This window comes from Streptacidiphilus sp. MAP12-20, assembly GCF_041262525.1.
Classification (GTDB): Bacteria; Actinomycetota; Actinomycetes; order Streptomycetales; family Streptomycetaceae; genus Streptacidiphilus.
In genome coordinates, this window is sequence record NZ_JBGCCK010000008.1 from 275,157 (window position 1) to 296,244 (window position 21,088).

A 21,088-nucleotide genomic window follows, 5' to 3' on the forward strand; every position below is an offset into this window, starting at 1 on the left:
TGGTCCGGTAGACATGCCCAAGATCTCTGAGTACTCGTACTCAGGTATTGCGCCGAACGGGTTGAGTACCCGCACGGATGGTTCCGGACCTGCGACGACGGCAAAGTAGTGGGCACCGGGAAGGGCCGGGCCGAAAGGCTCCGGTCCGCCGGGGGCCCGGCACTGCACCGCCGACACGGGGCGGCGGAGCAGCTGCCCGGCCACGGGGGAGCACGGGGAACACGGGGGCGAGGGAAACCGGGGGATCCGGGGGGAATCGGGGGAACGGGGAGGTGAACGGCGTTCACGCGTCGGCGGGCGAGAGCTCGTCGTCGCGTGAGCGCCGTTCCGCCGTTCCGGCTCCCGTCTTCCGGGCCTGGGGTCAGAGCAGGGTGACCTCGCTCGTCGGCGATGTCGGCGACGTCGGCCCAGTGGATTCGACGCCCAACGACGCCGCTGCTGCGGCCAGCCGCCGCACCGCCTCGCGGGAGACCTCGGCGGGCTGGGTGAAGGGCAACCGGACGAAGCGCTCCAGCACCCCGTCCACGCCGAAGCGCGGGCCGGAGCCGATCCAGACGCCGTGGCGCTCGGCCGTCGTCGCCAGCGCGCTGCCGGAGAGCCCGGACCCGGTCCTGACCCAGAGCGAGAGCCCGCCCTGCGGCAGCCGGAAGCTCCAGCCCGGCAGGTCGGCGTGGACCGCAGCCACCAGCGCGTCGCGCTGGGCGCGGACCCGGTCCCGCTGATGGCCCAGCACCACCGGCAGGACCGCCGGGTCCAGCAGGTGCCGCACGGCCAGCTGCTCGACCACCGGCGAGCTGACGTCCAGGCTGGCCCGGTCCCCGGCGAGGCGGCGGATCAGCTCCGGCGTGGCCCGGATCCAGCCGATCCGCAGTCCGCCCCAGAAGGTCTTGCCGGCCGAACCGAGCGTCACCACGCAGCCGCTGTGGTCGAACGCGGCCATCGGGCGCGGCATGGCGCGGGCGAGTTCATGGTCCAGGCAGAGCTCGGCCATCGTCTCGTCCGCGATCAGCAGCGTGCCGGTGCACCGGGCGGCGGCGACCAGCTCGCGGCGCTCCTGCTCGGACATGAGCAGGCCGCTCGGATTCTGGAAGTCGGGGATGACGTAGGCCAGTCGCGGCGCGGCGTCGCGCAGGGTGCGCGACCAGGCCTCCAGGTCCCAGCCGTCGCGCAGCAGCGGCACCGGCACGGCCCGGCCTCCGGCGAAGCGGAGCGCCTGCAGGGCGTTGGCGTAGCTCGGCGACTCGACGGCCACGCGCTCGGCCGGGCCGAGGAACTGACGCAGCAGCAGCGAGAGTCCGCCCGCCGCGCCGTGGGTGATCATGATCTGTTCGGGGGCGGTGGGCAGCCCGCGGGCGGCGTAACGGTCGGCGACGGCCTGGCGCAGCACCTGGAGCCCGGCCGGGAAGTCGCCGTGGGTGCGGGTGTAGCGGGGCAGCTCGGCGACCGCGTCCGCCATGGCCTGCGAGAGCCAGGGCTCGGGCGCGGACATCGCGGCGACGCCGAGGTCGATCACCCCGCCGCCGTCGGTCGGGAAGGGGGAGAGCCCGGCGACCGGCATCGGCCGTCCGGCCGGGAGCGCGGTCCAGCTGCCGGCTCCGCGCCTGCTGGCCAGAAAGCCCTCGTCGCGCAGCAGTTCGTAGGCGGCGGCGACGGTGGTCCGGCTGACCCCGAGCACGGTGGACAGCTCCCGCTCAGCGGGCAGCCGCGTCTCGACGGGCACCCGCCCGTCGAGGACCAGCGTGCGCAGCCCGCCGGCGAGCGCGCGGTAGGCGGGGCCCTGCCCGGACCTGTGCCAGGTGCCGAGGGCGCGGTCGAGTTGGGTCGCGCCGATCGCGGCGCGTGGGGCGGGAGCCATGGTTCCAGTCCACCTCTCGCGAATTGGCTATGGATTGGCAGACCAATCCCTTCCAGAGTGTTCCCAGAACCTGCCAAATTCAAGTACTTCTGTGGAGGGAGGGGCCGCTGTGGCCCTACAGCTCACCCGCCGCCTCGTTCAGCTCTATCTCGGCCTCGCGCTGTACGGCTTCAGCATGGCGATGCAGATCCGGGCCGCCCTGGGCCTGGACCCGTGGGACGTCTTCCACCAAGGGTTGGCGCGGCACGTGTCGCTCTCCTTCGGGACCATCACGATGATCGTCGGCGCGGCGGTGCTGCTGCTCTGGATCCCGCTGCGGCAGAAGCCGGGGCTGGGCACGGTGAGCAACGTCTTCGTCATCGGCCTCTCGGTCGACGCCGGCCTGAGGATCCTGCCGACCCTGCACGGTCTCCCGCTCCAGGCGCTGATGCTGGCGGGCGCCGTCGTCCTGAACGGCGTCGCCGGTGGCCTCTACATCGGCGCCCGCTTCGGCCCCGGCCCGCGCGACGGCCTGATGACCGGCTTCGTCCGCCGCAGCGGCCGTTCAGTACGGCTGGTCCGGACGACGATCGAGGTGACCGTGCTGGCGGTCGGCTGGCTGATGGGCGGTCAGCTGGGCGTGGGCACCGTTGTGTACGCGCTGGCGATCGGGCCTCTGGTGCAGCTGTTCCTGCCGTTGTTCACCGTCCCGGAGACGCCACGCGGCTCGCTCGTGGTGCGCGAGTCGGCGCAGGAGCTGCCGCCGGCTGCGCTGCTCAGCGACCCGCGGTGATCTCCTCGCCGATGACGAGGCCCTTGGCCGGACCCTCCGGGATGACCAGGTCGGTGCCGTAGGGGAGGCTCAACTCGGCCGCGTAGCGGGCGTGCTCGGGCTCGGGTCAGCACGGTGACCTTTCCGGCCTCGTCGTAGTCGTCGACGAGGGCGACGGCGGAGGCGGAGACGCCCAGCCCCTCGGGGTCGGGGGAGGCGTCGAGGTCGGCGAGAGTGACCAGCACGTCGGGGATGGTGACCTTGAGGCCGTCGATGACGTTCATTCCCTGATAGGCCGCGTAGGGCGTGCCGGACAGGTGGGCGTCCAGAGCGCGACAGATGCGGTTGGCGAGCACCATGTGGCGGCGACGTCCGGTGGGCGACACTTCAATGGCTTCGTCGATGATCTCGCCGCGGTAGCCCTCGGGGAGCTTCAGCGCTTTCCATGCCTGCCAGAGGACGTGGTCGAGTGCAGTCATCGAATATACCTCCGCCCTCGATGCTCAGAATCCTACGGCGCGAGGTGTTCGCTACGGAGAGAAAGCGATTCGGCTCAGTCGAACGAGTGAAGCTCACGGCTCTGAGCTGCCAAAAGAAGCGTTTCTGCCGGGCGGGCGATCACTGACAGTGATCGCCCGCCCTTCGTTGTCCCGGCGTTGTCAGTGGTGCGGTGGAGCATGGCGAGTGAAGGGGCAGCGTGGGCGATATGGCGTTGACGCGGCTCCGGTCCGGCGGGTTACTCTGAAGATGTTCGAACGAGAGTTCGAACGTGGTCGGCGAAGGAGGAGGACGCGATGAGCAGAAAGCGTGCGGACCTGGTCGAGGTGCGCGGCGGTACGGGGCTGCCCACGCACTTCCTCTGGCGCGACAAGGTGTACGCGGTGCGCGAGGTGCTGGGGCACTGGAAGGAGAGCGGCGCCTGGTGGGAGGAGGCCCGAGTGGTCACCGTCCCCGCCGTGCAGGCGGCCGGGCAGCCGCTCGACCGGACGGAGCGGGAGGTCTGGCGGGTCGAGGCCAGCCCCGGCCGCTGCTTCGCCCCCGGCGTCTACGACCTCAGCTTCGACCGCAGCACCGACCGCTGGACCCTCACCAGTACGACGGACTGATCGACGGCTGACCGGAGCATGGGAGGGCGTACGTCATGAGGGAGACCGAGGACGGCAGGAACACCCGTCGGGCGCAGGTGCTGCAGCTGCCGCTGCCGAGCCCGACCGGTGGGTCGGGCATGCCCTACCGCCCGGCGGAGGACATCCATCCGGTGCTGCGGCGGGCCGGAGCGCCGCCCGCCGCAGTGGATCTGCTCGCGCAGGCGCAGCGCGGCCTCGCGGACGCGCGGGAGCTGTCGGGGCCGCTGGAGCGGTACGCCACCGCGCACCTCGCCGCGCTGCGCGCCTCCGCCGCGGTGCTCGCGTTGCGCGGGCGGCCGGAGGAGAGCCCGCGCAAGCGCAAGCGGATCCGCACCGCGTGGGAGGTCCTCCCCGAGGTCGCGCCGGAGCTCGCGGAGTGGGCGGGCTACTACGCGGCCGGCGCGCCCAAGCGCGCCGCCGCCGAGGCCGGGATCGCCTCGGCGGCGAGCGCGCGCGACGCGGACGACCTGATCCGCAACACCGCGCTCTTCCTGCGGATGGTGCAGCGGCTGATCGCCCGCGGCGCGGGCGCGGTGCCGGCGGCCAGGAGCGAGGGAGAGGAGGGGATGCCCCGCACGGGGTGAGCGGATCGAACGAACAGAGCAGACGGCGGGATCGGGAGGGGCCCACAACGCCTTGAGGAGTCACACGACATGAGCCCCACGGACTCCTTCGTGCATCTGCACACGGCCTCCAGCTATTCGCTGCGCTACGGCACCGCCACGCCCGCGGCCCTGGTCGAACACGCCGCCGCCCTCGGCATGGGCGCGCTCGCGCTCACCGACCGTGACGGCCTTTACGGCGCCGTCCGCTTCGCCCAGGCCTGCGTGGCCGCGGGGATCCGCCCGATCCTGGGCGCGGATCTCGTCTGCGCGAGCGCGGCGCGGCCGAGCCGTCGGGGGAGCGGGGCGGGGAGGTCAGCAGGCGACGCCTCCGCCGACTCGCAGGCTGCCGGGGGATTCGGCCCGGCGGGCCTCGTTCCGGGCGGCCGCGCCGGCTCAGGCTCCCGCCCCCCGGCCGAGCTCACCACCGATGTCGACCTCCGCCTCGACCGCGCCGCCGCCGACGCGGCGCGGCCGCCGCGGGTCGTGGTGCTGGCGCGCGGTGGGCGGCGTGGGTGGGCGGCGCTCTGCCGGCTGGTCAGCGCGGCGCACGGGGACGACCCCGCGCGTCGGGGACGGGCGGTGGTCCGGCCGGAGCAGATCGCCGACGTCGCCGACCGGCTCTTCGTGCTGCTCGGGCCGGAGTCGACGGTCGGCCGCGCCGTGGCCGCCGGGCGGATGGCCGAGGCGAAGGCGGAGCTGCTGCGCTGGTGGGCGGTCTGCGGGGAGGCCGTCGTGGTCGAGGTGGTGCACCACCTCGCGCCGCCAGGCCACCCCACCTCCCGCGCCGTGGCCCAGCGGCTGCTGCGCCTGGCCCACGAGGTCGGCGTGCCCGCCGTGCTGAGCAACGCCGTGCGCTATCCGGTGCCGGGCGACGCCCCCGTCGCCGACGTACTGGACGCTGCCCGCCGCCTGGTCCCGTTGGAACTGCGCTCCCGCGACCGGGTCAACGCCGAGGGGTACCTCAAGTCCGGCCCGGAGATGGCCGCCCTCGCGCACGACCTCTGCGAGACCGCCGCCGAGGCGCGCGCCCTGCTGTCCCGGACCCGCCGCATCGCGGACCGGTGCGAACTCGATCCGCATCTGCACCTGGGCCTCGGCACCATGCACATGCCCGAGCCCAGCGTGCTCGGCACCACCCACGCGGGCGCGGTCCGCGAACTGCGCCGGCGCTGCGAGGCCGGGATCGCCGGCCGTTACAGCAGGCCCGGCCGACAGGTCACCGACCGGCTGGAGGCGGAGCTCGCGCTGATCAACGGCCTCGGCTACGAGACCTACTTCCTCACCGTCGCCGAGGTCGTCGACCTCACCCGCGCGGCCGGCATCCGCTGCGCGGCGCGCGGCTCGGGCGCGGGCAGCCTGGTCAACCACCTGCTCGGCATCTCGGGCGTCGACCCGCTGGAGCACGGCCTGCTGATGGAGCGTTTCCTCTCCGCCAAGCGCGTCTCGCTGCCCGACATCGACCTCGACGTCGAGTCCGCCCGCCGGACCGCGGTCTACGACCTGATCCTGGACCGCTTCGGCTCCGACCGGACCATGTGCGTGGCGATGCTGGAGACCTACCGGGTCCGCCACGCCGTCCGCGACGCGGGCGCCGCGCTCGGACTGCCGCCGCAGGAGATCGATGCCGTCGCCAAGGCATTCCCGCACATCCGCGCCCGTGACGCCCGCGCCGCCCTGCGCGATCTGCCGGAGCTGCGCCACTCCCGGCTGGAGGAGGGCGTCTTCGCCGTCCTGTTCGACCTCGTCGAGAAGCTGGACGGGCTGCCCCGCCATATCGCCCTGCATCCCAGCGGCGTGCTGCTCTCCGACAGCGTGCTGCGCGACCGCACGCCGGTCGAACAGAGCGCCCAGGGCTATCCGATGAGCCAGTTCGACAAGGACGACGTCGAGGCCATCGGCCTGCTCAAGCTGGACGTCCTCGGGGTCCGGATGCAGTCCGCGATGGCGCATGCCATCGCGGAGACGGAACGGGTGCGCGGTGAACGGATCGACCTCGACGCCGTCCCGCTGGACGACGAGGCGACCTTCGAGCTGATCCGTTCCACCCGCACGCTCGGCTGCTTCCAGATCGAGTCGCCCGGCCAGCGCGAGCTGATCGGCAAGTTCGCCCCGGAGACCTTCGGTGACCTGATCATCGACATCTCGCTGTTCCGCCCCGGACCGGTCAAGAGCGACATGGTCACCCCCTTCCTCAACGCCCGCCACGGCTGGGCCGATCCGGTCTTCGTCCACGACGACCTGCGCCCGATCCTCGCCGAGACCGAGGGCGTGGTCGTCTTCCACGAGCAGGTGATCCGCATCATCGCGCAGATGACCGGCTGCGGCTTCGACCGGGCCGACCAATCCCGGCGGCTGCTCGGCAGCATCCAGGGCCAGCAGGCGACCGGCGACTGGTTCTGCGTCGCCGCCGACCACCGCGGCTATCCGCGGCCGGTGGTCGAGCGGGTCTGGGAGATCCTCAAGGCCTTCGCCTCCTTCGGTTTCTGCAAGGCCCACGCGGGCGCCTTCGCGCTGCCCACCTACCAGTCCGCCTGGCTGAAGGCCCATCACCCGGCCGCCTTCTACGCCGGCCTGCTCACCCACGACCCCGGCATGTACCCGAAGCGGCTGATCCTGGACGACGCCCGCCAGTTCGGTATCCCCGTGCTGCCGCCCAGCGTCAACGACTCCGTCACCGACTACACGCTGGAGCGCACCGCCGACGGCGGCGACGCGCTGCGTCTCGGGCTCGCCGACGTCAAGGGCATCACCGACGCCGAGCTGGAGCGGATCGTCCGCGAACGCGAGGGCGCCCGGTACGCGAGCCTGCCCGACTTCCGCCGCCGCGCCGAGCCCTCGCAGCCGACGCTGGAGAACCTGGTCCTGGCCGGCGCGCTGGACACCCTGCACCCGGAACTGACCCGCCGTGACCTGCTGCTGCACGCCGCCACCGACCCCAAGCCCAAGGGCCCGCGCCGTCCGGGCCCGGCCCAGCTGGAGCTGGCCGACGCGGACCCGGAGGAGCAGGAGCGGCGGACCGGCCCCACGGCGCTGCCCGCACCCACCGAGACCGAGCGCATCCGCGGCGAGATCGAGGCGCTGGGCCTGGACCACAGCGCCCACCTGCTCAGCCCGTACCTGCCCTTCCTGGAGGAACTCGGCACGGTCCGCTCGCGCGAGCTGCTGGCGCAGCGCAACCGCAGCGAGATCCTGATCGCCGGGGTCAAGGTCGCCACGCAGACCCCGCCGGTGCGGACCGGCGTCCGGGTCGTCTTCGCCACCCTGGACGACGCGACCGGACCGCTGGACTTCGCCATGTTCGAGGACGCCCAGCAGCATTACGCCTCGACGGTCTTCCACTCCTGGCTGCTGGTGGTGCGCGGCGTGGTCCGCCGCACCGGCCCGCGCGGGGTCTCGCTGACGGCGACGGCCGCGTGGGAGCTGACGGCGCTGCACGAGCTGTGGCGCACGGAGGGCGTGGACGCGGTGCGGGCGGTCCTGGCGACCCGGCCGGAGGCGGAGCCCGCCCCGGCACGCAGGGTGATGCTGCACCCGAGCGGCTTCCGGATGTCCCCCTACGCCGACCTCAAGCCGCCGGGCGTCCCCGCGGCAGAGGCCCCGCGCAAGCTCTGGCACACCAGCCCGGGGAGCCCGGGATGAGGCTCGACCAGCAGCCGAAGGCAATAGGGTGGACCCGTTGGTCAAGTCAGTCGACCCGAGGAGCCGATCCGTGTATCCGACGCGTCCCCGTAGCGCCCTCCGGACCGCCGTGGTGTGGGAGGTCCTGCGCGCGGCGCTGGACCGGCAGGCCGCCGCGCTCGGCCGCCCGGTCCTGGACGTCCTGGACACCGGCGGCGGCACCGGCAACTTCGCCGTGCCCGTCGCGAGCCTCGGCCACCGGGTCACCGTCGTCGACCCCAGCCCCGACGCGCTGTTCGCCCTTGAACGGCGGGCGGCGGAGGCCGGCGTCACCGGCCAGATCCGCGCGATACAGGGCGACACCGACACCCTCGCGCAGCAGGTCGCCCCTGGCAGCGTGGACGCGGTGCTCTGCCACGGCGTGCTGGAGGTTGTCGACAACCCTGCGGAGTCGCTCCGCGACCTCACCGCGGTGCTGCGGCCGGGCGGTCTCGTCAGCCTGCTCGCTGCCAACCGCAACGGCGCGGTCCTGGCCCGCGCTCTCTCGGGCCACTTCGCCGAGGCGAAGGCTGCGCTGGCCGGCGTGGAGAAGAGCGACGCCCCGCGCCGCTTCACCGGAGCGGAGCTCCGGGCTCTGGCAGACGGGGCGGGTCTCTCGGTGCTCTCGGTGCACGGGGTCCGCATTTTCGCGGACCTGGTCCCCGGCGTCCTCGTCGACACCGAGCCGGGCGCGCTGGACGCGCTCCTCGCCTTGGAGCAGGCGGCCTCTGAGGACCCGTCCTTCCACGCGGTGGCCACGCAGTTGCACGTGCTCGCCGAACTCGCCCAGGGATAGTTGCAGCACGCCAGGGGCGCGAGGCTCTGCTGATGTGCGGCTCCGCCGCGCGGGCGCGACAGGTCCGCAGATGGGTGAGTTGCACCCTCCAGGGGCGCGAGGAACTGCGCGAGAAACCACCCTGTGCGGATGGCCCTGCGCGTTCGGTGCGCTACCTCCCAGGGTGGCTTGTCGCGCAGTTCCCCGCGCCCCTGGAGGGTGCAGCCACAGGCGGCAGCGAAAGCTACCGCTTGTCGCGCCCACGCGGCGGAGCCGCATATCGGTGGAGCCCCGCGTCCCTGATAGGGCAAGTGATCCGCTGTGATCGTGCATGCGGATTTGGACGCGTTCTACGCCGCCGTCGAGCAGCGGCGGAGGCCGGAGTTGGCCGGGAGGGCCGTTGCCGTCGGGGGCACTGGCCCCCGGGGCGTGGTGATGTCGGCGACGTACGAGGCGCGGGCGCGGGGCGTCGCGTCCGGGCAGCCGGTCGTGCGGGCCAGGCGGCTCTGTCCGGAGCTGGTCGTCGTCGCGCCCGACATGGACGAGTACGCCGTCGTCTCCGCCAATGTCATGGCGGTGCTGCACTCGTTCGCGCGCCGGGTCGAGCCGGTCTCGCTCGACGAGGCGTACCTCGACCTGGCCGGCGTGCCCATCCGGCCGCGCGCGCTCGCAGAGCTCCTGCGCAAGCGCGTCCGCGACGAGCAGCGCCTGGCGCTGTCCGTCGGCGTCGGGCCGAACAAGCTGATCGCCAAGCTCGCCTCCGTCGCGGCCAAGCCGGACGGCGTCAAGATCGTGGGTCCGGCCGAGGTGCAGGGCTTCCTGCTGCCGCTCGCGGCCACCGCGCTGCCCGGCGTCGGGCCGCGCACCGCGGAGGCGCTGACCCGGTTCGGGTTGGTCACCGTCGGTGACCTCGCCGCCACGCCGCACGAGACCCTGCGGCGGATCGTCGGGGCCGCCGCAGGCGACCAGTTCGCGCGGTACGCGCGCGGCGAGGACCCGCGTCCGGTCGTGCCGCAGCGCGCCGAGCGGAGTATGGGCGGGGAGCGGACCTTCCCCGCCGACGTCTCGGCGGAGCACGAGCTGATCCGGACCACGCTGCTCGGGCTGGCCCAGTCCACCGCGGCGCGGCTCCGCGCCGCTGGGCTGGCCGGACGTACCGTCACCCTCAAGGTGCGCTTCGCCGATCTTCGTACCGTCACTCGTTCGCGCAGTCTGCCGGAGCCGGTGGACCTGGCCAGGGACCTGTACGCGGCGGCGGTCCCGCTCTTCCGGGGGCTGGCGCCGGGGCGGGCCAGGATCCGGCTGGTCGGTCTGCGGGTGGAGGGCCTGGCCGAGGGCGCGCGACCGCAGCAACTCGCCTTGGGGGAGCGCGAGCACGGCTGGTCCGAGCTGGAGCGGACGGTGGACGCCGTGCAGGCCAGGTTCGGCCCCGGAGCAGTCCGTCCGGCGAGCCTGCTGGGCGGGTCCGAGCGGGGGTCCGAGCAGGGGTCCGAGCGTACTTCCGCGATCTTGGGAAACTTCTCCGCGACCTCGCCCGTTGACCGGGCACACCGAAGCGTTTCGGGCCGTCCTGGAGCAGGTCGGGAGAGAGGTACCGCACATCCGGCACCGCACTCCAAAAACCCAGGGTGAACCGTATGATTCGGGTAAAGCCAGCAAGCATGACGGCCGGTCGCCCGGGGCATACACGCTTCACTAGCGAGATCAAAAAACTCTGTACGAGAATCAAGCAGTGCGGCGGGGTGGGCGCCCCGGTGGCGGTCCCCGCCCCGGCGGCCAGAGGAGGAGGACGACGTGCCGCTCTCGGAGCACGAGCAGCGTCTGCTTGAGCAGATGGAGCGAGCGCTGTACGCCGAGGACCCGAAGTTCGCGACGGCGCTTGAAGGCAGCGGGCTGCGCACGCGGACCCGTCGGGCCGTCTACGCCTCGGCGGCGGGCTTCGTGGTGGGCGTCGGCCTGCTGATGGGAGGCCTCTTCCTGCATCAGCAGTGGGTGAGCGTCGGCGGATTCGTGCTGATGCTGGCGGGTGCGGTCTTCGGGATCACCGCCTGGCGGCGGATCCCGCGACTGGCCCTGGTGGACCCGCGGACCGGCGCGCCGATGCGACGCCGCAAGCGCAGCGGCAGCGTCGTGGACCGGATGGAGCAGCGCTGGCAGCGCCGGCAGGAGCAGCAGCGCGGCGGCTTCTAGGCAACTGAGCAGCTGAGCAGGACAGACCTCGTACAGCGGGCCCCGAAGGAGACTTCGGGGCCCGCTTCTTGTTGTGCTCGCTGCAAAAAACATGAGCATGACTCTTGTTATGTTACCTACGGGTACCTACTCTGAGGGGCGATCCGGGCACTCCCCGTCCACCCTCAGGAGCTCTGCGTGACCAGATCCGCCAGGTCAGCCCGCTCAACCCGCTCAGCCACGCTCAAGATCAGAGCGGCCCTCGCCGCCACCGCCGTAGCCGCCCTGGTCGGCGGGATGGGCACGGTCGCCGCGCAGCCCGCCGCTGCCACCGGTACGGACACCCGTCCCGTCGCGATCGTCTCCCTCGGTGACAGTGCGATATCCGGCGAGGGCGCCGGCACCGACACCAACGATGCCTACATGACAGGCACCGACGGCCCCAAGAACTTCTGTCACCGCCACAACCAGTCGCTCATCTTCGACACCGGCATCACCGGCGTCACCCCGGTCGATCTCGCCTGTTCCGGCGCGCAGACCGGGGACCTGACCTCCGACCCGACCCTGGCCAAGATCACCGGACCGGGCGGCGGCGACTACGGCGAGCCCAAGCAGGACGTCCAACTGGCCCAGACCGCCGCGAACTACAACGTGAAGATGGTCGTGGTGACCATCGGCGCCAACGACGACTTCGACTTCACCGGCATCGTCGTCTCCTGCCTGACCGCCTACTTCCCGATCCCGCAGTCCAAGGGCTGCCGCGACACCATCGGCAGCGCGACCATCAGCGCCCGCGCCAAGGCGGTGCTGCCGAAGATCGAGGCCGCGCTGACCGACATCCGGCAGACCATGCGCACCGCCGGCTACGCGGACAGCTCCTACCAGCTGGTGCTGAACTCGTACTTCACCCCGATCACCCCGGACATCCGCAGCAACACCTACGCGGACAAGGTCGCCCAGGGCTGTCCCGGCTTCCCCGAGGACGCGGCCTGGGCGCACAACTGGGTGGTGCCGCAGCTGGACGACACCGAGCGCGCGGCCTCCGAGGCCGTGCCGGGGGTGCGGTTCCTCGACCAGCGCCGGGTCTCCTACGGGCACGAGGTCTGCGCCGAGTGGACCAGCTCGCCGTACGAGTACATCAACGGCGACGTGATCGACCTCGGTGAGCTCACCCGCAACGGCTGTGACCAGTCGATCGGCGTCGCGGGCCTGTGCACCGACGAGGTGCGGCAGTCGTACCACCCGCGCGTGGCCGGCTACAAGGCCGAGGGCGCCTGCCTCTACGACTTCTACCACCAGCCCGCGCAGCAGGAGGCCTACTGCACGCTGGACCAACAGGACGGCACCACGATCATGCCGTTGACCACCGGCGTCGCCTCCTTCGGCGACATCCCCGAGGACGGCGCCTGGTACCAGCTGACCAACAAGGCCAACGGCCAGGTGCTCGACTTCTCCGGCGGCGGCAGTTACGGCGACAGCACCAACGGCCGGCCCGCGATCACCTATCCCGCCGCCGGAGGACTGAACGAGTCCTTCGTCTTCGAGATCAAGTCCGGTGGCAGCTACGAGCTGGACTTCAGCGGCAACCGCAACATGTGCCTGGACGCCACCGCCGCGAGCACCGCGGCCGGCACCAAGCTGGAGCAGTGGGGCTGCAACGGCGGCGGCAACCAGCACTGGGTCTTCAAGCCCGCCGGCAACGGCTCCTACGAGATCGCCGACTCGCAGAACGCCGGCATGGTGCTGACCCTCGGCACCAGCGCCGCCACTGACTCGTCCGGCAACTACGTCACCGTCCTTCAGCCCGACACCGGTGCCGCCGGCCAGCTCTGGCAGCTGACCAAGCTCGGCATCGTCTACCTGCACGGATGATCGGCACAGCGCGGTAACGCACTACCGGCGGGGTCGCAGCCTGCTCCACAGGGCTGCGGCCCCGCGTCGCGTCCGGTCCGCCACCCGGGCCCGGGTCCGTCGCCACGCGCCGCGGTAGAGGCGGGACGAGGAGGGCGGCAGCACGACCGCCCGCAGTCGGGTCCGCCGGTCGGAGGAGGCCGCGAGCCCGTCCCTGACCTCCCGCACGTCCTGACGCAGCGACAGCGGCACGGAGACCTCGGGGGCGTAGAGGACCTGCTCGGTGGCCAGGGCCAGCCGGCCCGCCGCCGCGCTCGGGCCGGGACCGAGCTCGCCCAGCTCGCTGATCCTGGCCGCGGTGTGCCGCGGGGTCTCGGCGTCGTCGGGCGGGATGCCCAGGTCCCAGGCGGTGTCGATCAACTCGCGCCAGGCAGCGAGCACCTGCTGGTCGGTCAGCCCGGTCGGGCCGCGACGCAGCCTGGCGCTGCGGGCCCGCAGCCGCCAGAGCATCGGCACCAGCAGCAGAAGCACCACCAGTCCGGCCAGCGACCAGCCGGCCAGCCCCAGCGGGGAGGTCGCCGACAGCGCGGAGGCCGGGTGGCCGGTTCCGGTGTCGGTCTGGGCACGGCCGCAATCGCCGAGCCGGCGCTGCTGCGCCGTGCAGGCCGGGTTGTGCGCGGTGCTGCTCGCCTGCGGGCCGGGCGCGGTCGTCGCGCCCGTGGTGGGGTTGGTGGTCGGCTGGCTGGCGGCGCTGCCGTAGCCCGGCGGGACGCCGATGCTCGGGGTCGGCTCGAAACGGAGCCAGCCCACACCGGTGAAGTACAGCTCGGGCCAGGCGTGCGCGTTCGTGGTGGTGACCAGCCAGCTCCCGTCGGCCTGTTGGTGGCCGGGGGCGAAGCCGACCGCGACCCGGGCCGGGATGTGGAGGCTGCGTGCCATCGCGGCCATCGTCGAGGCGAAGTGCACGCAGAAGCCCTGCTTGCGGGACAGGAAGTCGGCGAGCGCGTTCGGGCCGGTGCTCACCGGCACCTTGGTGTTGTAGGAGAAGCCGCCGTTCTGGGTGAACCAGTCCTGAAGGGCCAGGGCCTTGTCGATGTCGCTGGCGGCCCCTGCGGTCACCGCCCTCGCGGTGTCGCCGACCACGGGCGGCAGGTTCGCGGGCAGGGCCAGGTAGTTCTGCTTGATCGGGTCCGGCGCCGGTCCGACGCCGCGCAGCTGGTCCTGGGTCGGGTGCAGCGAGAGGCTGTCCACCACATAGTCGAGGTCGGAGGCAGTCTGCGCGTTGGAGCCGCCGATGACCGTGCGGCCTTCGGGCTCCCAGCGCCAGTCGCCCTGCACCTGCAGCCCGGTCGCCGGGTAGGGCATCGGCAGCCACTGCTGCACGTAGCCGTGCTGGGTGGTCACCTCGGTCTTGACCTGGGTGCGCCGCACCCAGCCGGCGAGGTCCTCGGGGGTGCCCAGGGTGGTCGGCAGGGTGAGCGCCCGCTGGGTGCCGGTGCTCCAGGAGACGCCGTTGAACTGTTCCAGGTCGACGATCCGCAGGTACTGGTCGCTGGGGTCGTTCGAGGTGGTCCGGTAGCTCAGCACCGGCGTCGAGCGGTTCTGCTGAAGACTGACGGCCAACGAGGCCAGCGGGTCTACGGCGGTGATGACGCCGTTGCCGTTGCCGGGACCGTTGCTGCCTCCGCCGAGGTCCGCGACGATGCCGGTGCCCACCGAGGGCAGCAGCAGCGGCAGCAGCAGCCCGCCGACCACCGCCAGCGCGGAGATCCGGAAGCCCGAGGCGGTGAGCGGGCTGGTGCTCTGGCCGGCCATGGTTCCGGCGCTGCCGTGGAAGACCCGGCCCCAGCGGGCGACCCGGTCCCGGCCCTCGGCCATGAGCAGGGTCAGGAAGCCGAAGGCGGAGAGCAGGAACCAGAGCCAGATCGGCCCGTGCGGGTGGATGCCGGTGCCCACCGCGTAGAGGGCGAGCAGCGGCAGGCCCGCGAGCGCGACGCGCTGGTAGGTGACGGCGAGCACGTCCACCAGCAGGCCGATGCCCAGCACGGCCAGAGTGAGCAGCAACCGCAGCCCGACGGTGGCCGGTGCGGGCGTGCTGAAGTGGGACATGTCGTCCACGCCCGAGGTGACGATCCCGGCGAGGCGGTGCAGCGCCGCCGGACCGGGCAGCAGGTGGTAGACCGCCGCGTCGTCGGCGAAGAACACCGTCAGCAGCACTACGGCGACGATGAGCTGGGCCAGCACGGTGAGCGGGCGCGGCAGTGAGACCCGCCGGGTCAGCACACCGGTTCCGGTGAGGAGCAGCAGCAGGAACGTGGCCTCCACGAGCCAGCTGGTCGGCTGCACCAGCGGCCACAGGGAGGTCGCGGTCAGTACCGTGGCCGCCGCGGCGGTCAGTGCGATCCGCGTGCGGGCGTTCATCTCACGATCCCCCGTTGGTCGTGCTGGTGCTCGTGCCGTTCGTGACTGCGGTGGTGGCAGCGGCAGCAGGGCCAGGGGCGGCCGGGGCCGGGGATCGGCCCGCGCCGCCTCCGGCGCGGCCGAGCAGTCGCCACAGCTCCGGCAGCGAGTCGCCGGAGCGGGAAGGCAGGACCCGCCAGCCGGCCTCGCGCAGCAGCCGCTGGTGCCGCTCGCGCGGGTCGATGAGCTCCTCGCCGAGCGCCGAACCGTTGCCGTTGCCGCCAGCGCTGCCGTTGGAGCCGCCGTTGCCGGAGCCGCCGTTGCCGGAGCCGCCGGGGGAGCCGTTGCCGGAACCGTTGCCCGAGCCGCCGAGGCCGCGCAGCAGCGTCCAGCTGTCGGTGTCCAGTAGCAGCGCCACGGCGGAGCCCGCCCGGCGGCGCAGCCGGGACAGCTCCGCGAGCTGCTCGTCCTCCAGGCTGCCCAGGATCGCGACCAGCAGCCCCTCGCCGCCCAGGCGCAGCACCTCCTCGGCGCGCGAGAGGCCCGCGCCCTCGGAGAACTCGACCACGGCCAGCCGGTCCAGCAGCAGGCCCGCCGCCTCGGTCGCGGTGCCGCCCGCGCTCAGCGCGCCGGCGGCGGTCGCCTGCTCGCCGGTGTCGGTCAGCAGTCGCACCTCGTAGCCGAGCTGGAGCAGGTGCAGTGCGACCGAGGCGGCGGCGCTGACCGCCCATTCGAAGGAGGAGGCCGGACCCGAGCCGCGGTGCCCGCGGTCACGGGTGTCCAGCAGCACGGTGGCGTGGTGACGCAGCGGCTGCTCCTCGCGCCGGACCATCAGTTCGCCGTACTTGGCCGTGGAACGCCAGTGCACCCGGCGCAGGTCGTCGCCGTGCCGGTACTCGCGCGGCACCACGTCGTCCTCGCCCGCCAGCGCGACCGCGCGCGCCTGGCTGTCGCCGAAGCCGGACCACTCGCCGGTCAGCTTCACCGGCGGCAGCGGCTGCACCTGCGGGACGACCGTCAGCAGGTCGGACGCGGTGAAGGAGCGGGTCAGCTCGCAGAGCCCGAACGGGTCGCCGAGACGCAGCTGGAGCGGCCCGAGCGGATAGCGTCCGCGCAGGTCGGAGCGGACCCGGTAGGAGACCTCGCGGTGCCCGCGCGGCTCGACCCTGTCCAGCACGAAGCGCGGGCGCGGTCCGAGCACGTAGGGGACCCGGTCCTCCAGCATCAGCAGTCCGGTGGGCACCCGGGAGACGTTGTCGACCCGTAGGTGGACCCGTGCCTCCTGGCCGGCCGGGGTGCGCGAGGGCGCCAGCCGCCGACCGCTGGCCACCCGGTACCGGGTACGGACCAGCATCGCGACGCTGAACAGCGGCAGCCCCGCCAGCAGCAGGCCGACCCGCATCAGCGCGGACTGGCCGAGCAGGTACGAGCAGAGCACGGCGGTCAGCCCGGCGGCCAGGAAGCAGCGGCCGCGCGTGGTCAGCCCGCTGAAGGCCTGCCGAAGGGTCCCCGCCTCGCGCTTCTCCGGTGGGCGCCGTTCGGTCGGCGGCACGGTCAGAGCCCCCGGTTGAGCTGCGGGATGGGGAGGGCGCGCACGATGTCGGCGATGACGTCCTCGGGGGAGCGGCGGCCCAGCTGGGTCTCCGCGGTCGGCAGCACGCGGTGCGCGAGCACCGGGACGGCCAGCTGCTGCAGGTCGTCGGGGATCACGTAGTTGCGCCCGTCCAGGGCGGCGGTGGCGCGGGCCGCGCGCAGCAGGTGCAGGGTGGCGCGGGGCGAGGCGCCGAGCCGCAGCTCCGGGCTGGTGCGGGTGGCGGAGACCAGGGCGACCGCGTAGCGGCGCAGCTCGTCGGCGACGTGGACCCGGCGGACCACGTCGATCAGCTTGAGCACGTCGTCGGTGTGCGCGACCGGTTGCAGCGACGAGACGGGGGAGGCCCCGCCGTGCACGTCGAGCATCTGCAGCTCGGCCTCGGCGCTCGGGTAGCCGATGGAGATGCGGGCCATGAAGCGGTCGCGCTGGGCCTCGGGCAGCGGGTAGGTGCCCTCCATCTCGATGGGGTTCTGCGTGGCCACCACCATGAACGGCGCGGGCAGCTGGTAGCTGACGCCGTCGACGGTGACCTGACGCTCCTCCATCGACTCCAGCAGCGCGGACTGGGTCTTCGGCGAGGCGCGGTTGATCTCGTCACCGACCACGATCTGCGCGAAGATCGCGCCGGGCTTGAACTCGAACTCGCGGCGGTTCTGGTCGAAGACGCTGGTCCCGGTGATGTCCGAGGGCAGCAGGTCGGGGGTGAACTGGATCCGGCGCACGGTGCAGTCGATCGACCGCGCGAGCGCCTTGGCCAGCATGGTCTTGCCGACGCCCGGCACGTCCTCGATCAGCAGGTGGCCCTCGGCCAGGAGCACCGTGAGGGCCAGGTGCACGGCCTCCGGCTTGCCCTCCAGCACGCTCTCCACGGAGGCGCGGATCCGGCTCACCACCGCGTCGAGCTCGGCGAGTGGGCCGTGGAGTCCATTGCTGCCCGGAGACGCCTGCGGGAGGGTCTCCATGCGCTGGTCGACACCGCTGCGATTGTCGAAGGTCGTCACCCGGCTGCTCCTCGGCCCGTCCACCCTCCTTCAGCCTACGGCTGGGAGGTACCCCGTCAGTGGGCCTTCGCCATGTCCCGTACGAGGCCCACTCGAGAGGCATTGTTCCCTGTGCGGGCGGTTTACGTCACTCGACTGGCTGACAAGGGGTGATTTGCCGTAAAGATCATGTCGCGGAGGCCGGTCCGGGCGCCGGATCAGGGCGATCTCCCCAGTCTCCACGGACCGGAGTCTCTACGGTTCGATCTCGCGCAGCAGGCCGGTGTGCACGTCGAAGACGAAGCCGCGGATGTCCTCGTGGTGCAGCAGGAACGGGGAGGTGCGCACCCTGGCCATCGACTGGCGGACGTCCTGCTCCAGGTCGGTGAAGGACTCCAGCGCCCAGGACGGCCGGATGCCGACCTCGCGCTCCAGCTCCACCCGGAAGTCCTCGGTCAGGTCGAGCAGGCCGCAGCCGGTGTGGTGGATCAGTGCGATCGAGCGGGTGCCGAGTGCGCGCTGGCTGACCGTCAGCGAGCGGATGGTGTCGTCGGTGACCACGCCTCCGGCGTTGCGGATGATGTGGCAGTCGCCCAGCTCCAGGCCCAGCGCGGCGTGCACGTCGAGGCGGGCGTCCATGCAGGCGACCACGGCGACGTGCTGGACCGGACGTGCGTCCATGCCGCCGTCGCGGTAGTGCGTGGCGTAGTCGCGGTTGCGGGCGACGAAGCTGTCGATGATGGACCCGTGGGGGCGGCGCTCGTCCGCGTCCGGGGTCTCTCCGAGATGCGGGGCGTCGGGCGTCGTGGTCATAGATACGACCGTAGTGGGAATTCCCTCAGGTGAGAGGGCGGGAAAGGGGCGAAAAGGGGCGCTGTGACGCAGGGCACGTGCCCAGAGGCTGCCACACCGGTCACGTGAGATTCCGCCGCCCGTGTGAACGCCGGCCGCGCGGGGGCGCGCCCGGACGTGGCGCGCGCCCCCAGGGGGTGAGGGGAACCGTGCTGACCAGGGGTTTCCTTGTTCACTCGGACGGGGTGTCGGCCGTGCCGTTCGATTGACCCGACTGAGCCGTGGAGTAGAGTGACGCGACGTCGAGGGAGTGTCAGAAGAGACGCTCCGCACGTTCTTGAGCACGTATTGAGGGCCCGCACCCACCGGCCTCCACCCGCTCGGCACCTCCACGCGGCTGCCCGCTGACGCCTCTTCCCCGGCGCCAGAGGGCCCCGCGCGAAAGGGCACAGCCCCACCGGGCGAGCGGGCGGGGACCCGTCGGTGCGGGCCGCAGCAGAGAGGCCCCCGATGAGTTCCGCCGCGGACAACGCGAAGCACGTCCCGGTGATGCTCCGGCGCACCCTCGAGGTGCTGGCCCCGGCGCTGGCCGCGCCCGGCGCGGTCGTGGTGGACGCGACGCTGGGCCTCGGCGGCCACAGTGAGGCGCTGCTGCGCGAGTTCCCTGAGGCCCGGCTGGTCGCGGTGGACCGTGACCCGGTGGCGCTGCGGCTCGCGGGCGAGCGGCTGGCGCCCTTCGGCGAGCGCGCGACGCTGGTGCACGCGGTCTATGACGAGATCCCCGAGGTGCTGGCGGGGCTCGGCATCGAGCGGATCCAGGGGGCGCTCTTCGATCTGGGCGTCTCCTCGATGCAGCTCGACGAGGCGGACCGTGGCTTCGCGTACGCGCAGGACGCGCCGCTGGACATGCGGATGGACCAGACGGTCGGCATCAGCGCGGCGGAGGTGCTCAACACCTACTCGCACGGCGAGCTGGCCCGGATCCTCAAGTTCTACGGCGAGGAGCGCTTCGCCGGCAAGATCGCCTCGGTGATCGTGCGGGAGCGCGAGAAGGAACCGTTCTCCCGCAGCGCGCGTCTCGTGGATTTGGTGCGCAATGCGATCCCCGCGGCGACGCGGCGGACCGGGGGCAACCCGGCCAAGCGCACCTTCCAGGCCCTGCGGATCGAGGTCAACGGGGAGCTCTCGGTGCTGGAACGTGCCATTCCGGGAGCGCTGGACGCCCTGGCGGTCGGCGGGCGGATGGTCGTGCTCTCGTACCACTCGCTGGAGGACCGGCTGGTCAAGGGCTTCCTGTCGGCGGGTGCGGCGTCGACCGCGCCGCCGGGCCTGCCGATCGTTCCCGAGGAGCACCAGCCGCGCCTGAAGCTGCTGACGCGCGGCGCGGAGCTGCCCACGGAGGAGGAGCTCGCCGAGAACCGCCGGGCAAAGCCGGTGCGGATGCGGGCGGTCGAGAGAATCAGGGAACGCGCCGGGCATTGATCGTTGTCGATGGGAGTGCTTGCAGGTGGCTGTCGGGAGGGGACGCGGTACTCGCTCCGCGAAGGCGGGGCGGGGACCGTTCGCGCTGCTGGTGATGGTGCTGCTGGCGAGCGGACTGATCGCGCTGCTGATGCTGAACACGGCGCTCAGCCAGGGCGGGTTCACGGTCTCGAAGCTGCAGCGGCAGACGACGTCACTGCAGAACGAGCGACAGGGGCTGCAGCAGCAGATCGACGGCTGGTCCGCGCCGGACGCGCTCGCCGCGCGGGCCCGTGGGCTGGGCATGGTCCCGAGCGGCAACCCGGCGTTCCTGGCGGACAACGGCAAGACGCTCGGCGACCCCTCCCGTCTCCCGGCTGCGCCGTCTCCCACGCCCACGTCGGTTACGGCGCCGGTGACCACCCCGACCCCAACGCCGACGCCACACGCGACAGCGCACTCGACCGCGCCTTCCGGGAAACCGTCCAAGCCCTCCACCCCGCCCTCCGGCCACTGACGGAGAGACCGAACCATGCCGCAGACCCCCCGCGACCCCGACCGCCCCACGCGCGACGGCGCCCAGCCCCCCTCCCCTCGCTCCGGCGCTTCGCGCTCCGCGCGGGACGGTGCTCCGCGCGGGGGGGACCGGGACGCTTTCGGCCCACAGGGCGGAGCCGCCGGTAGCCCGCGCTCCGGCGCTCAGCCGCGCGCGCCGCGCGGGGAGTCCCGGGGTTCCTCGGCCGACTCCGCCTGGCGGGGCACTTCGCGCTCCGCGCGGGACGGTGCTCCAGCGCCTCGCTCCGGCGGCCAGCCGCGCTCCGCGCGGGGGGAGGGCGCGGACGGCTACGGCGGCCCTGCGGGCGGATCGCGCTCCGGTGCGCAATCCCGCGCTCCGCGCGGGGAGGGTCGGGGTTCAGCCGATTCGGCTGGGCGTGGCGCTTCGCGGTCGGCGCGGGACGGTGCTCCAGCACCTCGTTCCGGCGGCCAGCCGCGCTCCGCGCGGGGGGAGGGCGCGGACGGCTACGGCGGCCCTGCGGGCGGATCGCGCTCCGGTGCGCAATCCCGCGCTCC

General features: G+C 72.8%; 15 protein-coding genes. 10 read left to right on the top strand and 5 right to left on the bottom strand.

Going from position 1 to position 21,088, the window contains the following annotated elements; genetic code table 11:
- Positions 1 to 361: 361 nt before the first annotated feature.
- A complete protein-coding gene (locus tag ABIA32_RS13890; RefSeq protein ID WP_370094611.1) occupies positions 362 to 1,855 on the bottom strand; it encodes a PLP-dependent aminotransferase family protein in 1,494 nt (497 codons plus the stop codon).
- 175 nt (positions 1,856 to 2,030) lie between these two features.
- Here ABIA32_RS13890 and ABIA32_RS13895 point away from each other — a divergent pair, with 175 nt between their 5' ends.
- The 8 genes from ABIA32_RS13895 to ABIA32_RS13930 all read left to right on the top strand — a co-directional run bounded on the left by ABIA32_RS13895 (position 2,031) and on the right by ABIA32_RS13930 (position 12,811).
- Positions 2,031 to 2,627, top strand: a complete 597-nt coding sequence (locus ABIA32_RS13895) for a YitT family protein (RefSeq protein WP_370094669.1) — start codon at positions 2,031 to 2,033, stop codon at positions 2,625 to 2,627.
- A 773-nt stretch (positions 2,628 to 3,400) separates the two neighbouring features.
- Positions 3,401 to 3,712, top strand: coding sequence for a DUF6504 family protein (locus ABIA32_RS13900; protein ID WP_370094613.1), 312 nt, complete (start codon positions 3,401 to 3,403; stop codon positions 3,710 to 3,712).
- Between the two features lie 35 nt (positions 3,713 to 3,747).
- Positions 3,748 to 4,317, top strand: a complete 570-nt coding sequence (locus ABIA32_RS13905; protein ID WP_370094615.1) for an SAV_6107 family HEPN domain-containing protein — start codon at positions 3,748 to 3,750, stop codon at positions 4,315 to 4,317.
- A gap of 69 nt (positions 4,318 to 4,386) precedes the next feature.
- Positions 4,387 to 7,977, top strand: coding sequence for a DNA polymerase III subunit alpha (locus tag ABIA32_RS13910; RefSeq protein ID WP_370094617.1), 3,591 nt, complete (start codon positions 4,387 to 4,389; stop codon positions 7,975 to 7,977).
- Positions 7,978 to 8,047: 70 nt separating this feature from the next.
- Positions 8,048 to 8,791, top strand: a complete 744-nt coding sequence (locus ABIA32_RS13915; protein WP_370094619.1) for a methyltransferase domain-containing protein — start codon at positions 8,048 to 8,050, stop codon at positions 8,789 to 8,791.
- A 306-nt stretch (positions 8,792 to 9,097) separates the two neighbouring features.
- Positions 9,098 to 10,402, top strand: a complete 1,305-nt coding sequence (dinB, locus tag ABIA32_RS13920) for a DNA polymerase IV (protein WP_370094621.1) — start codon at positions 9,098 to 9,100, stop codon at positions 10,400 to 10,402.
- Between the two features lie 162 nt (positions 10,403 to 10,564).
- On the top strand, positions 10,565 to 10,960 hold the full coding sequence (locus ABIA32_RS13925; protein ID WP_370094624.1) for a DUF3040 domain-containing protein: 396 nt from the start codon (positions 10,565 to 10,567) through the stop codon (positions 10,958 to 10,960).
- Positions 10,961 to 11,137: 177 nt separating this feature from the next.
- Positions 11,138 to 12,811 (top strand): RICIN domain-containing protein, encoded by a 1,674-nt coding sequence (locus ABIA32_RS13930; RefSeq protein ID WP_370094626.1) that lies wholly within the window; start codon positions 11,138 to 11,140, stop codon positions 12,809 to 12,811.
- A 21-nt stretch (positions 12,812 to 12,832) separates the two neighbouring features.
- Here the strand turns inward: ABIA32_RS13930 and ABIA32_RS13935 are convergent, their stop codons facing one another.
- From ABIA32_RS13935 to ABIA32_RS13950, 4 genes are all read right to left on the bottom strand, one after another.
- Positions 12,833 to 15,211: a DUF3488 and DUF4129 domain-containing transglutaminase family protein gene (locus ABIA32_RS13935; RefSeq protein WP_370094628.1), complete on the bottom strand. Its 2,379-nt coding sequence runs from the start codon at positions 15,209 to 15,211 to the stop codon at positions 12,833 to 12,835.
- A 1-nt stretch (position 15,212) separates the two neighbouring features.
- Positions 15,213 to 16,742, bottom strand: coding sequence for a DUF58 domain-containing protein (locus ABIA32_RS13940; protein WP_370094630.1), 1,530 nt, complete (start codon positions 16,740 to 16,742; stop codon positions 15,213 to 15,215).
- A 2-nt stretch (positions 16,743 to 16,744) separates the two neighbouring features.
- On the bottom strand, positions 16,745 to 17,746 hold the full coding sequence (locus tag ABIA32_RS13945; protein ID WP_370094671.1) for an AAA family ATPase: 1,002 nt from the start codon (positions 17,744 to 17,746) through the stop codon (positions 16,745 to 16,747).
- 273 nt (positions 17,747 to 18,019) lie between these two features.
- Positions 18,020 to 18,577, bottom strand: coding sequence for a beta-class carbonic anhydrase (locus ABIA32_RS13950; RefSeq protein ID WP_370094632.1), 558 nt, complete (start codon positions 18,575 to 18,577; stop codon positions 18,020 to 18,022).
- A gap of 489 nt (positions 18,578 to 19,066) precedes the next feature.
- On the opposite strand from ABIA32_RS13950, the gene rsmH reads away from it, so the two are divergent.
- Positions 19,067 to 20,038, top strand: coding sequence for a 16S rRNA (cytosine(1402)-N(4))-methyltransferase RsmH (rsmH, locus tag ABIA32_RS13955; RefSeq protein ID WP_370094634.1), 972 nt, complete (start codon positions 19,067 to 19,069; stop codon positions 20,036 to 20,038).
- A 25-nt stretch (positions 20,039 to 20,063) separates the two neighbouring features.
- Complete coding sequence (locus tag ABIA32_RS13960; protein ID WP_370094636.1) at positions 20,064 to 20,534, top strand: septum formation initiator family protein; 471 nt, start codon at positions 20,064 to 20,066, stop codon at positions 20,532 to 20,534.
- Positions 20,535 to 21,088: the final 554 nt, after the last annotated feature.